Origin of the sequence: Nostoc sp. 'Lobaria pulmonaria (5183) cyanobiont' (assembly GCF_002949795.1) — a bacterium.
Taxonomy (GTDB): Bacteria; Cyanobacteriota; Cyanobacteriia; order Cyanobacteriales; family Nostocaceae; genus Nostoc.
Genome location: NZ_CP026692.1, coordinates 4,902,877 through 4,918,778 on the forward strand (window position 1 = coordinate 4,902,877; position 15,902 = coordinate 4,918,778).

The window sequence follows — 15,902 nt, forward strand, 5'->3', positions numbered from 1 at the left end:
GAGATTGCTCGCGAACTAAACGCATAATGAGCAAGGCTGGGCAAAAGCTAAGTGTAAGAAATAGTTTGATTAATTTTATTCAAAAGTTTTTTGATAAATCGATTGCTTCTAGCCGCTATAGTGGGTGGCTTTAATTGCTTCGGTTTTTGCTCTGGTTGCTTCAGAAAGCGATAGTGTAAAAATTCATTTTTGTAACGAATATCAACATCTTCACCTTTACACAAGCGGGCAAATCCAATAGCAGAATAACCCATATAGTGAAGGCGATGAATTGGTTTTAATCCCTGTTGGTTATAAAGAACATTATCAATATTCACAAATGGATTTGCATTAGCACAGTTGCCAGTTCTATCTTCACCATCGGGACTGAGTGTAAAGTTAAATAGTGGTCGAGCAATCCTGAAAGTCATATAACTAAATAAATCTGCGTCGCACCACCAAGCGATTTCGTTAATCCATTCAACTTCCTTATCTTCTATCAATCGTTTTTTGAGTATTTTTAATTCTTCAATGCCTAAAATACCCTTTTTTGAACCAAAAAAACTAGAACAGTGGATTTCTCGTCTGATTTCAGATTCAGGCAAAGACATTTTTTGTTCTAACTTCGGCAAGTCGAAAGCTGCAACTGAAGTTTGTTTTGTGTGTTCCCAGTCATCAAATACAAAGTCATATTGGTCTAGTTTTTCTAAAACCTTGTCCAACTTATTCATTGCCAAACTATCAGCATCATAAAATACAAATCTTTCAAACTCACCATCAAAAGCAGACATTTTTCTGATTAAATTATTTTTTTTATTCCATTCTATAGAAGGTTTATTTTTTCGGCTATTTCTTGGATAAGCGTTCCAAACTTGAATAGCAAAATCCTCCCATTTTTTGATCGAGCTTTTATCGTCAAACAGGCTGACATTAGGTCGAGAACGTATCTCCTGCTTAACTCGTTTTAAGCGGTCATCATAGGGAATAATACAAATCGGAATATCTGGACTAACATTCACTTCAATGCTATTTAGCAAAGCTACTAGTTGGTCAAATACTACGTCATTAGCAAGTGTGTAAATCCCAAAATTATCCATTGTAATAAATTTTTTTTATCTTTGATTTACTGAGTAAAGCCAATTCTCTGTGAAGCTGCACATCATTTCCACCGCTCCCAACCTTGCCGAACTCGCGGGAAGTGCCGCAGGTGGTGGGGTTATTTCTACACATCTTTATACAGAATTGGTCTAAGGCGAATAATACGATCGCTATTTTTTGACCGATTATTCTCAAATAATAATATAGCTATTTTGGTTAGTTTGGATGATACTAACATTGCCCGCCTACTTAGAAGTGCCTAAAACTTTAAAGGAGTGCAGAGTTAAGAGTACTTAAGTACTTTAGCAAATATATGACAAGTGGAAAAGCCAATCTTGCCGATTCAGAAGTAGATACCTGATACAAACCTGAATTTTTCATTCATCCAGAGAATTTTTGCTCGATGAAGCGCCTGCTGCGATCGCACATGGAAACTACATCATCAGCGTTGGCGACAATTCTAAAACCGATGGAAGGCAGGTTTGGCCTTGCTATCCAGAATGGTTTGAGGAATTTGACCTGCAAAATGTGGTTTTACCAAAAGTTGACTTAAATCAGTCGAATCGGGCCATTGGTCACGTGGTAACAGTTTGGTTTCACCGCCACTCAATTTTTGCTCCCTACAATTTGCGCCACTGTTGGGCGATCCGTACCTTAGTGTTTGGGCTTGATATAACGCTAGCCGCCCAACAAATGAGGCATTTGGCGAAAGTTCACTCGGAACTTTATCACCACCAAAGGGCTTTTGATTTTATATCTGGTAAAAGCGATCGCCCCCAGGTTCCGCGGATTTTGGGGCATGAAAAAGCGGTAAAATCTTCTGACTAAACCTTGCCTAAGGAAAATTTATGAGTTTTAGTCAAAACCGCTTGATCTTGCGCTGTATTGTATGCCAGGAACCGGACTTGAACCGGTGACACGAGGATTTTCAGTCCTCTGCTCTACCAACTGAGCTATCCCGGCTGGGGCTTTTGTGAGCCACGATTAATCAATGTAGCAAATATTTAAGAATATAGCAAGTCTTTGGAGAAAAATAGTTATGCAGCTTTCAAACTCAACTTAAACCAGATGAAAACGACTACAAATAGTAGAAACTGAACAAGAACAATACTTGGTCCAGAAGCCAGGTTGAAAATACCTGAGACAATGATGCCAGCAATGCTGCTGATGGAACCAACTATCACCGACATAACTAGAAAGCGGCTAAAGTGGTGACTCATCAGTTTGGCGGTGGAGGCGGGAATGACCAAAAAAGCGTTCACCAATAAAACACCAACAGCTTTAATCGCGACAGCAACGGCAAGTGAAAGCAAAACCACAAAGGCGTAGCGGTACAATTGGACGGGAACGCCTTGAACTTGGGCTACATCGGGGTTAAGGGTCAATAAAATTTGCTGTCGCAGAGTTGATAGTAAAAATATGCTACCTCCCACAAGGACTAGCAGCGTCAAAATCAAATCTGTGGTGTCGATCGCTAGAATATCCCCGAACAGTACAGCCATCAAGTTGCCACGATATCCTTTAATTAGGCTCGTGAGAATTAAACCGATCGCTAATGCCCCAGATAACACGATGCTAAGTATGCTATCGCTAGCTAAGTCGGTTTTGTCGATAAAGTAGAGGACAATAACCCCAAAAACTAAGGTAAAAGGTAATAGCATCCAAGTAGGATTTATTTGTAGTAGCACACCTAATGCCACACCTACCAATGCTGCATGACCAACCGCGTGGCTGAAAAATGACAACTGGCGCAAGGTGACAAAACTGCCCAACATCCCGCCAAGTATTCCCATCAAGGCAGCACCGACGATCGCACGCTGTATCGAAGGAAGCTGTAACAACTCTAGCAAGTCATTACTACTAGCGATCGCTAACCAAGTTATCTGACAATCATTAAAGGAATTCATACTTGTGAGCATTAATGTTGGTGCTGGTAGCGACTGAAACCTGGGCCGTAGGTTGCTAACAGGTTTTGCGGTGAAAGGGCAATTTCTGGCTTACCAGTACAAACAATGCTTTGGTTCAGGCAAAGCACGCGATCGCAATGGCGATTGACCATATCAATATCGTGAGAAACTTGTAATACTGTCCAAGCTTCCTCTCGCTTTAATTCATTTAACAAAGCGTAAAAATCTGCTGCACCCTGCACATCAACACCAGCAAAGGCTTCATCTAGTACTAAGAGTTTCCGAGGCATTACCAAACAATAAGCCAATAAAACCCGTTTGAGTTGACCGCCACTAAGAGTACCAATAGCTTGATGCTGTAAATGATAAGCATCAGTTCGCCGTAAAGCTTCTGTGACTGCTGCCGATTTTTCTCGATCTTGTCTCCACAACTTGGAAAAAAATAAATTCTTTTTTTTCCCTTCCTTAGTCCATCCCAGTCCTACTAATTCGCTGACAGAAATAGGAAAGCTGCGGTCAAAAATGAAGTTTTGCGGCATATAGCCCAACGTGTGGCGTAAATGCCCCAATCTGGCAATTGGACGACCCAAGATTTCAATCGTCCCAGCACTTCGAGGGATCAAATCTAAAACCGCTTTTACCAGGGTACTTTTACCAGCACCATTGGGGCCAACAATGGCTGTATCTGTTCCTGGCAATAATTCAAAGGAAACATCTCGAACAGCTAGATAGCTGCCTTGATAAACAGTTAATCCTTCTACTTTCAAAATAGGAATGTCATTAGTCATTGGTCATTGGTCATTGGTCATTGGTCATTGGTCATTGGTCATTGGTCATTGGTCATTTGCAAAGGACAAAGGACAACTGACAAATGACAAATGACAAATCTATTTACATGATGTTTCCAAAGTTTGCAAATTAGCTTTCATTGCCTTGAAATAATGCTGTGGATCTGTTTCGCCAGTTTCTAGAGAATCCAGAGTACGCAAATTTAATTTCAAGTCTTTAGAGAGGCTGATCAGCAGTTTATTATCTACTCCTGGTTCGCTAAATAAAGCTTTAACTTTGTATTTTTTCACAGCGTTGACGGCATTTTGGACATCTGTTGGTGAAAGTTGATCTTCGGGAATTTGCACCACAGCAACTTGCTTGAGGTTATAGCGTTTGGCTAAATATGGAAATGCATCATGAAAGGTAATAAAGGTGCAACTGGGATTTTTCTGCAAAGTCTGCTGAAATTCGCTGTTTAAACTTTCTAATTCTTTAATATAAGCTGTAGTATTTGCTTCGTAAGTAGCTTTGTTAGAAGGGTCGGCAGCAATTAATCCATCCCGAATATTTGTTACCTGCTGTTTTGCTAAAACTGGATCTAACCAAACGTGAGGATTACCCTGACTATGTTCGTGGTCTTTTTCATCTGGCGCCGTTTTCACGACAGGTGAAATTTCATTTAAGGGTTTAATACCTTTACTAGCATCAATTTCAGTTAATTTGGGATTTTGGGCATTTTTGACAGTACCTTCCAGAAATTCCTCCAAACCTAAACCATTTTTTACTAACACCTTAGCAGTAGCGATCGCTTTTACATTTGCTGGTGTCGCTTGGTATTCATGTACCTCCGTACCAGGTGGCACTAGAATTTCTACATCTGCCACATCCCCAGCTACTGCCTTAGTAAACAAATATATCGGCAAAAATGTCGCTACTACTTTAGTTTTTCCAGACTGTGCCTGTGGGGTAGAAGCAGCTTCCTGTACTCGCGGCGACTGTTCGGAAGCTGTTCCCTGATTTGGATCCGATTGGCTACACCCAGTAGCCATCGACAATATTAGCAGAGCAATTATGGGTAAAATGCCGCTTCTTTGCCTACCTGTTCTAATTTCTCTGCAATTCACAATCACAATATTTCTCCTCCAAACGGATGTTTGCTTTACCTCTGTCATCATCGCTATTGACAATGGGAAATATTCTAAATTTTATACTATAATAATTCTCATTCTCATTTCTAGCACATAATATCATTCTGGGTTTGCTGCGTAATGAGTAACAACAAAACTTTTTCAGAAGGTACAGCCCTCTGCAATTTAGTTTTCCCTGAATAATTAAGATTTCTTAACTTTTTTTGTTAAAAAGGTTGCTGAGTTCTGATAAGATTACTGACAAATATTTTCATGAAACACACGTTTAAAAAAAATGTGGTTTGGGTGTGAATTGGAGATCGGTGTGAGGAGAAAAATGCAAAAATTCTGTAAATATCTGCTAGTTAGTCCAGCAATCTGCGGTGTAATGCTATTTGTGAATACTGCTACATTTGCAGGTGAAATATCCAACACGTCTGAAATCAATCAACCACAAGTTTTAGCTAATCCAGACACAAAAGCTAAGAACATAGCGCCAGATCAGACAATGGCGCAAGTTACCTCTGTGTCTCAATTTTCGGATGTACAACCAACTGACTGGGCATTCCAAGCATTGCAGTCCTTAGTTGAGCGCTATGGCTGCATTGCAGGATACCCAAATAGCACTTATCGCGGTAATCGGGCATTAACGCGATATGAGTTTGCTGCTGGTTTGAATGCTTGTCTCGATCGCGTTAACGAACTTATTGCTACAGCCACTGGCGATTTAGTTAACAAACAAGATTTAGCCACATTACAAAAGCTGCAAGAAGATTTTTCCGCAGAACTGGCGACACTCCGAGGTCGTGTGGATGCAGTAGAAGTACGCAGTGCTGAATTGGAGGCGAATCGGTTTTCAACCACAACCAAACTGCAAGGAGAAGTTGTCGCAGTCGTCAGCGATGTTTTGTCAGGAAATACAGTTAACGGTGCGGAAATTACAGATGAGAATACAACTTTAGGGTTACGGGCGCGGATAGAATTGGTGACCAGCTTTACAGGAAAAGATACGCTGTTCACCAGAATCCAGGCTGATAATATTCTCAGCCCTAACATTGGTACACCAGAGGGTAACTTATTCTTTGCTGGCGAGGATGGTACTACTAATGCTTTTATAGATGCCTTGTATTACAAATTCCCTCTGGGTGAAAAAACACAGGTTACTGCTCTTGCCAACGCAGCGGCAGCAGATGATATTACCAGTACTGTCAATCTCTTTGATGGTGATGGCTCCTTTGGTGCTTTGTCCACCTTTGGTACACGCAACCCAATTTATGGCCAGATAAATGGCGCGGGGTTGGCAGTAACGCATGAGTTCAGTGATAAATTGGCACTGAGTCTAGGGTATTTGAGTGGTACAGCTAATGACCCTACGCCCAATAATGGTTTGTTTAATGGTTCTTACGGGGCGTTGGCGCAGCTAACGGTTAAACCAAGCGATCGCATTTCTATCGGTTTAACTTACATCAATTCCTACAACCAACCACTACTCACAGGTAGTAATGCCGCCACTTTCCAGGATATAGCAGCTATCCAGGGTTTACCAGAAGAGCAAGTAGGATTTTCCAGTAATTCTTACGGTGTCGAAGCATCAATTGGCATCACTGATAACATTGTCTTGGGTGGTTGGGCTGGATACACCAACAGCCAAAGCTTAAGAGGAACCCGTGGAGATGTTGATATTTGGAACTATGCTGTCACTCTTGGCTTCCCTGACCTCGGTAAAAAAGGTAACTTAGCAGGTATCATTGCTGGTATGGAGCCGAAAGTGACAAGTTCTAATATTGCAGGGTTGGATAGCGATCCTGATACATCCTATCATCTTGAGGCTTTCTATCAGTATAAGCTGAGTGACAATATCACCATTACTCCTGGAGTTATCTGGTTAACATCTCCAGATCACAACGACACTAATGATGATGTTGTTATTGGTGCATTGAGAACCACATTCAGTTTCTAATTTTTTAAAATCTTAAAAGAAGACGCAAGGGATAAATTTGCGTCTTCTTTTTGTGTATAGCTTTAAAAATTAAACTCAGTATTTTACCGGACTTGGTATCTTAAAACAACGTCAGTTCGACGGTTAGGAAAGGTCAAAAAGGTTGCTAGATATGAATTTGCTCAACTGAACATCCACGCAGCTTCAAAAAAGTCGCGCTCACAAAACATCGCATAACGATAAGTTGAATGCACAACAGAATTGGTAGCGGCATAATTGTCAACCAAATTTTCTAATTGTTGTGTTAGTGCTTGAAAATCTGTACTGCTATAAGTACGAATCCAATCTGCATATTGATGATTAGGAATACCGTTACAAGCCAATTTTTCTCCTAAAAAGGCATACAAACGCATACAGGGAGACATCGCCGCAGCAGTTAAACCCACATCTTTGCTCCAAGCAGTTGCTAACAAAAAATCAGTATAGCGACGGGTGGCAGATGCAGGTTCTACAGAATGCAAATTGACTCCCCACTCAAAAGCATAGCCACTATGCAGCCGCAGTTCTTCTAAAACTCCACTAGCTAAATTATGAAATGTGGTGAAACCTAACCAGTCTGGTGCTTTAGCTGCGGCGATACTGTAGGCACGCGCAAAAGCTTCTAAGAAAAAAGCATCTTGCCCTACGTAGTAAGCAAATTTAGCTCGCTCAAGAGTACCATCACCAATGCCTCGAACGAAAGGATGCTCTAGGCAAGCTTGGGCTAAGTCTTGATTTGCTGCCCATAATTCTTTAGATAAGTCATTTGTCATTTGTCATTTGTCATTTGTCATTTGTTATTATCCCCTTTAAAAAGGGAAGAACTGAAGCAAGACTGAGCCAATACTTCCCAAAAAGTCAAGGAAGTTGGGCTTACCAGTACTTACCTTTTCATTAATGGGCGTTTGCAGTTCTTTGATAAAAGCTTGGGCTGTTAGGGTTCCAGTACTGTTGCTTTGGGATGTAAAAAATTTTTCTGCAACTTGAGCATCTTGGAATGCACCTTGTCTATCTAGTATTTGGTAACGGGCGACACCACGAGCTAGATAAGCATCTGCATATTCTGGTTTAATTGCGATCGCTTGATTAAAATAACTGATTGCTTGCTGTTGGTTGCCTTTTTGCCCTTCTGCTACACCCAAAGCATAAAATTCTGCTGGTGAAGCAATTTGTGATGGTATACCAACTGCACCTTGAAAGTTAGTCCCATTCAAGTAAGCGCCAGTCAGTTCTGCATTTGCTAAATAAGTATTTCTCAAATCAGCACCCGTCAAATTTGCCCCATTAAATTTAGCTTCGCTTAGGTTAACGCCAAATAAACTCGCACCACTTAAGTTTGCACCCCGCAAATCTGCGCCGCTCAAGTTTGCGCGGCTGAGGTTAGCACCTGTGAGATTAGCACCGCTCAAATTGGCTCCAGATAAGTCAGCCATCACTAAACCTGCACTCGTCAAATCACAGTTTTGACATTGTTTCGTTGCTAATAACTGTTTAACATGTTCAGAATTTGCTGCTTGTACGGGTGTTGTCAAACTAATCGTGGTTAAAAATGCAACTGCGCTTAGAATTTGGCTTTTCATATTTATGTAATATTTTTGACTCAATAGCACTATTAACTGAGATGGATTTATACCTCAGCATTATGATATGAGCAATCTCAACAATTTGCCCTCTGTAGTTGTCTATATCACTGATAAATTGGCGATACCTTTCCTGTGGAAGGCTATGCTAAAGGATGATAGAAAAGTCGTCAAGCTATCAATTGAGCCGATATTAAGACTGATAACCTCAGCAAGAATGATCAATAAGCATCATTCGTCAAGAGAAATAATACACTCCACTATAAGCGAAACTAATGTCACCAAATTAAACTCACTGCAAAATATTGCTTCAAAAAAAGCAACTGTAACATCCAGATAATTAGTATTTTTTGAAATCAAGTAAATTGTAGAGCAGTATCCAAGCCTAAAGCTTGCCCTGAGAACTAGATTAGTCATTGTCATCAGGGATGCTCTGGTTCAGGAGCAAAATCATAGATTTGCTTTTGTATACCCTGATTTTAAATAAATATGAGACTATAGAAATATTAAGGCAGTCAGAAAAACGTGAGTCAGCAAGACAAACTCTTAGAAAAAATTCTCTCTGGGACTTCTGATACAGATATCCCTTTCGCCCAACTGTGGCAACTTTTATATACACTAGGCTTTGAAGAACGGATTCGTGGCGATCATCGTATTTTTGTCAAAGCCGATGTTGAGGAAATATTGAACCTGCAACATAAAAAAGGAAAAGCCAAAAGCTATCAAATTAAACAAGTTCGGGCAGTGATTCTCAAATATAAGCTAGGAAGTAAAAATGATGTTTCGGTATGAAATTATTCTCTATTGGAGTGAACTAGATCAAGCCTTTATTGCTGAAGTCCCAGAGTTATCAGGCTGTGCTGCTGACGGTGATACTTATCAAGAAGCCCTGCATAATGTAGAATTAGTTGTGCAGGAATGGATAGAAACTGCTAAGGATTTGGGGCGTCCAGTTCCTGAACCTAGACTACGTTTGATGTACATTTAGTTGATATACAAACCAAGTTAAACTGATTTTTTCGCATTATTCAGAAATATTTAATACCATATTTAGATACGTATCAGAAAAATCTTCACTAAAAGACATAAAAAATTCTATTGACTGCCATTATCGTATTTAAGTTATAGTGATTCTCATTTGAATGGGTACATGGCTAGGGACACGGCAATGCCCATTGGTGTCAACTTAACGTATAAGCTAGATTTGGCGAACTTTCCAGGTTTTACCCTCACCCCCAACCCCTCTCCCAATTTTGGGAGAGGGGAGCAAATTCTCTAGTTCTCCTTCTCCCAAGTTGGCAGAAGGGGTTAGGGGATGAGGGTAAAACGTCCTCTCAAAGCAGATTTTTTCTTAAGTTAACACCAATGGGTAATGCCATGTCCCTACGAGTATCTGTATTCATCTGTGGTTAATTGTTTTTGTCTGTACCTTACCCATGCGAGAACCACGGTATAAGCCAAGGTTCTGTAAGTCCAGTATTTTGAAGATGACAGAGCAAGTCTAAGTGAAGAACTTAGTTACTAGCAACCTTACAAATCACCATAATATGTGATTTGTATTTGTTAGTAGTATAGTGAATAAGTTGTAGTCCAGAACGTTCTAGTTCTTGTAACAATTTAGGAATTTCATACTTGTGATGTCGCCAAATAGTAATCTCTTCACCTTTAGAGATTTCAATATTTTTATCTATCCCCATCTGACTAAAATTTATAGTGTAATCATGACGTAATTTCAGATTAGCAACAATACTATCTGTTTTTAAATCGTACTTTCTTACCAGTTCGCAATCTTCAGATTTAATCCCGATCTTATTTTTAACCCATCTATAGACTTCTTCTACATGGTACTTGCAGCCACCTCTAACTATTCCGTCCCATGTAGAGTTAGAACCAGTTTCGTTAGTAAATACTAAAAGATCATTTTTTCCCATGCTATCTCTAAAGTTTTTGAACACCTCCTCTCTATTTTGATGATTTCCAATGGTAACTCCTAAGTGCAAAAATATTTTTGCTGTGTCGTCAATTTCAAGGCTAGCTTGATTTTGGAATAAAATTTTGGGAACAGAACTACTTTCTATGTCAATTGTCAAGCTGATAAACTCGACTAGTGGAAACCATTTGATAAAATTACTTTTGGATACATGAAGCAATTGTTCACTAATATCTAAAGCTATATATTTATTAATTTTTCCTAATTGATTTAGGTTAGAGATAAACTTTTTAACGGGATAAGAATTACCTGCACCAACGTCTATAATATTTACTTTTTCACCAGTTTTAATATTGCCATTCAGATATTTAAAATTATCTTTTAAAAGGTCAATTTCTACATTTGCTCTTCCATACCATCTCGAAATAACATATTTTCGGTAAAAATCATCCCAAATTTTTGCACCTCTCCCTTTATACGAATACTTGAGAGGAATTTCTCGGCTAACTTCTAATGCATGAATTATCCCTAAAACTTCTTCTTCAGAAAAAAGAGAGTAGAACTCAGAACTTGGCTTTGCTGTGCGACTGATAGCAGGTGAAATATTTAAGGGAAGTTGGGAATTGCTATGAAAATTTTGAGCCATTATTCTTCTTCTTTGATTTTCTTCAATCTTTAAATTGATTATCGGCAATACTTGCTAAAAATGTATTCTCCCATGCTACTGTCCCAAAACCTGGAATTCTCATCACAAAGAACAAGGCTGTTCTCTATCTCACATTCCCCACTCTCAAAGAAGAAATTGGTTTTTTACAATCAAAGTACGAGATAATTTTCCAAAGATACAGGGATGAATTGCAGTGGTTCAGCAACCAGAACTCCAGGAAACTTCGTTGATAAAGTCAACCCAGCGCGTGCTAAGAAGTTTAAGCACTTATTGGTGGACTTCACTGGGAGCATTAGTCAGCCTGTTGCTGCTGACGATCGCCAACGCTATCACTCCACAACTATTTCGGTGGGGAATTGATCAGGGTATCTCGCAAAAAAATCTCCAAATTGTGCTATATAGCGCCGCCTGGATGGTAGTTGCAGCGATCGCTCGTGGTGTATTTAATTTTGGACAAAGCTATTTAGCAGAAGCAGTGTCTCAGGGTGTTGCTTATGACCTGCGAAACAAAATTTTCAGCAAGATTCAAAATCTCAGTTTCAGCTTTCATGACCAGGCGCAGACTTCCCAATTGCTAACCCGTGTCACCAGCGACATTGAGCAGATCCGTACTTTTATTGGCACTAGCTTAATTCAGGTCGTCGGTTCAATTGTGACATTGGTGAGTATTTCAGTGGTTTTGCTGGTGATGAACTGGAAACTAGCACTGATTACGCTAACGGCAGTGCCCATAGCTGCATGGTTGATGGCACAATTCGTTACTCGGAATAACAAAATTTTTCGGCAAGTACAAGAGCAACTGAGCGACCTCAATGCTGTATTGCAAGAGAACTTGCTAGGAATCCGGGTGGTGAAAGCTTTTGTACGGGAGTCAACCGAAAGGTCGCGTTATACAACTCTGAATGATGGCCTAGTCAAGGCAAACTTGAAGACGATTAGTGCGATCCGTGATACCTTCCCATTGATCTTTTTGGTGAGTAATTTGGTAACACTGGCAGTTTTCGCCTATGGGGGAGCGCAGGTGATTGGAAATCGGTTCTCCATTGGCGAACTGGTGGCGTTTAACTCTTACCTAGCATTGATTCTCCAACCGATTTTGTTGATTGGATTTGCCGCACCCGCGATCGCTCAAGCAGCTGCTTCTGCGGAACGAGTTTATGAAGTTGTGGATGCAGAGGTAGAAATTCGCGATCGCCCTGGTGCTGTCCCATTTGACACCTGCGGTGGTAGAATTACCTTTGAAAATGTTTCTTTTCGCTATCCAGGAGCGACAATCGAAACTCTTAAAGAAGTATCCTTTGAAACCAAGCCCAACGAGCTAATCGCCGTTCTCGGCATGACTGGTTCGGGAAAAAGCACAATTATGAACCTGATTCCCCGCTTTTACGATGTCACAAAGGGAGCAGTTCGCATTGACGGACGAGATATAACAGGTTTCACACTCAAAAGCCTCAGATCGCGTATTGGCATTGTATTTCAAGAAACAACCCTCTTCTCTGGCACAATCCGCGAAAATATTGCCTATGCAAAACCTGATGCCACCTTAGAACAGGTGATTAAGGTTGCCAAAACTGCCCAAATACACGATTTTATTAGCGGTCTACCCAATGGCTACGAGACGATTGTGGGTGAACGGGGTGTGGGCTTATCTGGTGGACAAAAACAACGAATTGCGATCGCTCGTACCTTACTAACCGATTACAGCATTCTGATTTTGGACGATAGTACCTCGGCTGTAGATGCCAAAACCGCTGCCCAAATTCAAGCCGAACTAGATGGCTTAATGCGCCAAAAAGCTTGTACAACCTTTGTAGTGGCTCAACGCATTAGCACCATCCAGAATGCCGATCGGATTTTTCTCATGGATAAAGGACAATTGGTAGCACAAGGTACTCACGAGGAATTGATGCAAACCAGCCCCCTCTACGGTGTGATTTTAGAATCTCAGGTAAAACCAAAGGAGAAAAAATGATCTCCAATTAACATAATTAATTTTGCTTACAGCCTTGTAATAAAGACTTTTAATCCCAAATCTAAAATCCAAAATTTGTATGAGAGGCACTATTCCCGTTGTTGCATCTGAGCAAACGAGTCAGCAACCTTCCACCCTGCGGCGCTTTTTGGAATATGTGCTACTCTATCGCAAAGAAATTCCCATCGCCCTGACATTAGTATTGATTGGTGCCATAACCCAGGCAGTTGGGCCATTCTTTATCGGCTGGTCGATCGATCATCTGATTGCACAAGGGAATTTGCAAGGACTGCTGATGTTGTTAGGGCTACTTGGACTGAACTATGGACTTGGCGTCTTAGCAATTCGGGGTCAAATTATTCGAGTCGGCTGGATTATGCAGCGATTGCTGGCTCAACTGAGACAAGATATTTTCATTAAAATCCAAAGTCTGCCACTTAGCTTTTTTGATCGCAGCGAAGCAGGCGATTTAATGAGCCGATTGCTGAATGATGTCAACACCGTAAATCAGGCATTTGGACTGACAATCGCCCAAATGCTGGGCAACACTTTCAGTTTGGTTGGCATTGTGATTGCAATGCTCTCAATCAACTTGCAACTCGGTTTATTGAGCAATCTGGTTGTGCCACTGATGATTTTTACCACAAGCTTATTTGCACGTTGGGCAAGAGCCAGATTTCGCGTCACCCGACAAACCATTGGGGAGCTTTCCGCCAAGTTAGAAGAAGATATTGGCAGCGTGCGAGAAGCACAAGCATTTAATCGCGTACAGATGAATATCGCAGAATTCGACATTCTGAACGCCGCCAATAGAGATGCCAACGTTGAGGCTGTGGCAATTACTTCAGCCTTTTTGCCCTCCATCGATTTTCTCAACACACTAGCAACGGCAGGTGTGTTAGCCTATGGCGGTTATCTGGCGGTAACAGGATCTGCAACAGTAGGTGTAGTGACATCCTTTTTACTTTACGTCCAGCAGTTCTTTCGCCCTATCCAAATTCTCAGCCAGTTTTATACTCAAGCTCAATCTGCCTTTGCCGGATTAGAGCGAATCTTTCTATTACTAGATGAACCGTCAGAACTCAAGGATATACCCGATGCCATAGAAATGCCGCCAATTCAAGGTGAGGTGACATTTGAGAATGTCAAATTTGGCTACAACCCAGAGCAACTAGTTCTCAAAGGAGTGAATTTGCACGCCTATCCAGGACAGATGGTTGCATTAGTAGGGCCGACCGGTTCGGGAAAAAGTACAATTATTAACTTGATTTTGCGCTTCTATGATGTATCAAGCGGTACAGTGAAAATTGACGATTTTGATGTGCGTAGCGTCACTCAAGCAAGTCTGCGCCGTCAAATTGGTATCGTCCTGCAAGATAATATTTTGTTCACCGGCACCGTCGCCGAAAATATAGCTTTTGGCGCTCCTTACGCTACTCAAGCTGATATCGAAGCGGCTGCACAACTGGCAAATGTGCATGAGTTTATTACCTCACTGCCACAGGGTTATACAACTCAATTGGGCGAACGGGGAGCGCCTCTGAGTCAAGGACAGCGACAACTAATCAGTATTGCTCGTGCGGTATTAATTAATCCCCGAATTCTGATTCTTGATGAAGCCACCAGCAGCATTGACACGCGTACAGAAGCGCTAGTGCAAATTGCGATCGCTCGTTTGCTCCAAGGTCGTACCAGTTTCGTAATTGCCCACCGTCTCAGTACAGTTACTCAAGCAGATCGGGTCTTAGTAATTCAGCAGGGAGAAATTGTAGAACAGGGTACTCACGCCGAACTCGTAAATCAGCAAGGTGTTTATGCCAACCTCTATGCTCTCCAACTGGGTGCAGCAGACACAACAGTTCTTCAAAATGAAAAGTAAAATAGATATTATATAGCTCGATACCAATTGCCAGCAAAAAAAATGAAGCTACCTAACCTCGATTCACAAACCATAGATCGCGTCATTGAAATGGCATGGGAAGATAGAACATCTTTTGATGCCATTGAAGCTCAGTTTGGGCTGCTGGAGAAGCAGGTAATTGCCCTAATGAGGCGCGAAATGAAAGAATCTAGTTTCAAGATGTGGCGAGAGCGAGTCACTAAACGCAATACAAAACATTTATCTGGGCGAGAATTTATTGTAGGTCGGTTTAAATCGCACAATCAAAAAACGTAAGTAATTGGGTAAGCGTAGGCGTAGCCCGTCGGAGACATCGCTATTTTGTGATATGTTAAATTAAAATATTGTCCAAAATCATCAAAGGCTAAAATGCTGAAAAAAAATAAGCTTGCGCTTGCTTGCACTAATTGAGTGAAAACTACCAAATTCACCAAGCACAATGATCAAAGTTACACTCTACATTGCAGCTAGTTTGGATGGCTACATTGCTCGCAGCGATGGCGGAATTGAATGGCTATCAATCCTTGATACAGAAGATGAAGACTACGGTTACAGTGCTTTCTACGAATCGATTGATGCGATCGTCTTAGGCAGCAAGACGTATGAAGTAGGGCTTGGTTTTGATCAATGGCCTTATCCAGAAAAAAAATCCTTCGTATTCACCCAGCGTCATCTCCAATCCGATCGTGAGGACGTTGTGTTTGTTTCTGACCCCGTAAAACAGGCGTTAGCTAATATAGAGGCTCAAGGTTTTAAAAATATCTGGCTAGTTGGTGGCGGAAAATTAATCAATTCGTTTCTTCAACACGGCTTGATTGACGAATATATTATTTCAACTATTCCAATTATCTTAGGTGGCGGTATACATCTTTTTTCACCATCTAACCATGAAGAAAAATTGGAGCTGATTAACTCACAACAATATCCAACTGGTTTACTTCAAGCACATTATAGGCGACAAGGAAATATTTAAAATAATTCGTAATTCTTAAT

15 protein-coding genes and 1 tRNA gene are annotated in these 15,902 nt (G+C 40.9%); 8 read left to right on the top strand and 8 right to left on the bottom strand.

Features of this window, described 5'->3' with window-relative positions:
* Positions 1-47: 47 nt before the first annotated feature.
* Positions 48-1,076, bottom strand: a complete 1,029-nt coding sequence (locus tag NLP_RS21590; RefSeq protein ID WP_104908162.1) for an Npun_R2821/Npun_R2822 family protein — start codon at positions 1,074-1,076, stop codon at positions 48-50.
* A gap of 397 nt (positions 1,077-1,473) precedes the next feature.
* Between NLP_RS21590 and NLP_RS21595 the strand changes: the two genes are divergently transcribed.
* Complete coding sequence (locus NLP_RS21595) at positions 1,474-1,905, top strand: hypothetical protein (RefSeq protein ID WP_104908163.1); 432 nt, start codon at positions 1,474-1,476, stop codon at positions 1,903-1,905.
* A gap of 62 nt (positions 1,906-1,967) precedes the next feature.
* Here the strand turns inward: NLP_RS21595 and NLP_RS21600 are convergent.
* The 4 genes from NLP_RS21600 to NLP_RS21615 all read right to left on the bottom strand — a co-directional run bounded on the left by NLP_RS21600 (position 1,968) and on the right by NLP_RS21615 (position 4,804).
* Positions 1,968-2,040: transfer RNA gene (locus tag NLP_RS21600), tRNA-Phe, on the bottom strand.
* A gap of 74 nt (positions 2,041-2,114) precedes the next feature.
* Entirely contained in the window at positions 2,115-2,984 is an 870-nt protein-coding gene (locus tag NLP_RS21605) for a metal ABC transporter permease (protein ID WP_104909970.1), read from the bottom strand.
* An 11-nt stretch (positions 2,985-2,995) separates the two neighbouring features.
* Entirely contained in the window at positions 2,996-3,772 is a 777-nt protein-coding gene (locus NLP_RS21610; RefSeq protein ID WP_104908164.1) for a metal ABC transporter ATP-binding protein, read from the bottom strand.
* A 99-nt stretch (positions 3,773-3,871) separates the two neighbouring features.
* Positions 3,872-4,804, bottom strand: a complete 933-nt coding sequence (locus NLP_RS21615; protein ID WP_442946671.1) for a metal ABC transporter substrate-binding protein — start codon at positions 4,802-4,804, stop codon at positions 3,872-3,874.
* A 415-nt stretch (positions 4,805-5,219) separates the two neighbouring features.
* Here NLP_RS21615 and NLP_RS21620 point away from each other — a divergent pair, with 415 nt between their 5' ends.
* Positions 5,220-6,842, top strand: a complete 1,623-nt coding sequence (locus tag NLP_RS21620) for an iron uptake porin (protein ID WP_104908166.1) — start codon at positions 5,220-5,222, stop codon at positions 6,840-6,842.
* Positions 6,843-7,003: 161 nt separating this feature from the next.
* Here NLP_RS21620 and NLP_RS21625 read toward each other — a convergent pair whose 3' ends face one another.
* Together NLP_RS21625 and NLP_RS21630 are read right to left on the bottom strand one after the other, a co-directional pair.
* A complete protein-coding gene (locus tag NLP_RS21625) occupies positions 7,004-7,633 on the bottom strand; it encodes a TenA family protein (RefSeq protein WP_104908167.1) in 630 nt (209 codons plus the stop codon).
* Positions 7,634-7,669: 36 nt separating this feature from the next.
* Positions 7,670-8,440, bottom strand: coding sequence for a pentapeptide repeat-containing protein (locus NLP_RS21630; RefSeq protein WP_104908168.1), 771 nt, complete (start codon positions 8,438-8,440; stop codon positions 7,670-7,672).
* Between the two features lie 525 nt (positions 8,441-8,965).
* Here NLP_RS21630 and NLP_RS21640 point away from each other — a divergent pair.
* Entirely contained in the window at positions 8,966-9,232 is a 267-nt protein-coding gene (locus tag NLP_RS21640; RefSeq protein WP_104908170.1) for a toxin HicA, read from the top strand.
* Positions 9,216-9,428, top strand: coding sequence for a type II toxin-antitoxin system HicB family antitoxin (locus tag NLP_RS21645; RefSeq protein WP_104908171.1), 213 nt, complete (start codon positions 9,216-9,218; stop codon positions 9,426-9,428). Before NLP_RS21640 ends, NLP_RS21645 begins: the two co-directional genes overlap by 17 nt.
* 526 nt (positions 9,429-9,954) lie before the next feature.
* Here the strand turns inward: NLP_RS21645 and NLP_RS21650 are convergent.
* Positions 9,955-11,016, bottom strand: coding sequence for an L-histidine N(alpha)-methyltransferase (locus tag NLP_RS21650; protein ID WP_199784667.1), 1,062 nt, complete (start codon positions 11,014-11,016; stop codon positions 9,955-9,957).
* 214 nt (positions 11,017-11,230) lie between these two features.
* Between NLP_RS21650 and NLP_RS21655 the strand changes: the two genes are divergently transcribed.
* From NLP_RS21655 to NLP_RS21670, 4 genes are all read left to right on the top strand, one after another.
* Positions 11,231-13,009, top strand: coding sequence for an ABC transporter ATP-binding protein (locus tag NLP_RS21655; RefSeq protein ID WP_104908172.1), 1,779 nt, complete (start codon positions 11,231-11,233; stop codon positions 13,007-13,009).
* Between the two features lie 79 nt (positions 13,010-13,088).
* Positions 13,089-14,888, top strand: coding sequence for an ABC transporter ATP-binding protein (locus NLP_RS21660; protein ID WP_104908173.1), 1,800 nt, complete (start codon positions 13,089-13,091; stop codon positions 14,886-14,888).
* Between the two features lie 42 nt (positions 14,889-14,930).
* Positions 14,931-15,185, top strand: coding sequence for a TIGR03643 family protein (locus NLP_RS21665; RefSeq protein WP_104908174.1), 255 nt, complete (start codon positions 14,931-14,933; stop codon positions 15,183-15,185).
* Between the two features lie 163 nt (positions 15,186-15,348).
* Complete coding sequence (locus tag NLP_RS21670; RefSeq protein WP_104908175.1) at positions 15,349-15,882, top strand: dihydrofolate reductase family protein; 534 nt, start codon at positions 15,349-15,351, stop codon at positions 15,880-15,882.
* The last annotated feature ends 20 nt before the right edge of the window (positions 15,883-15,902 follow it).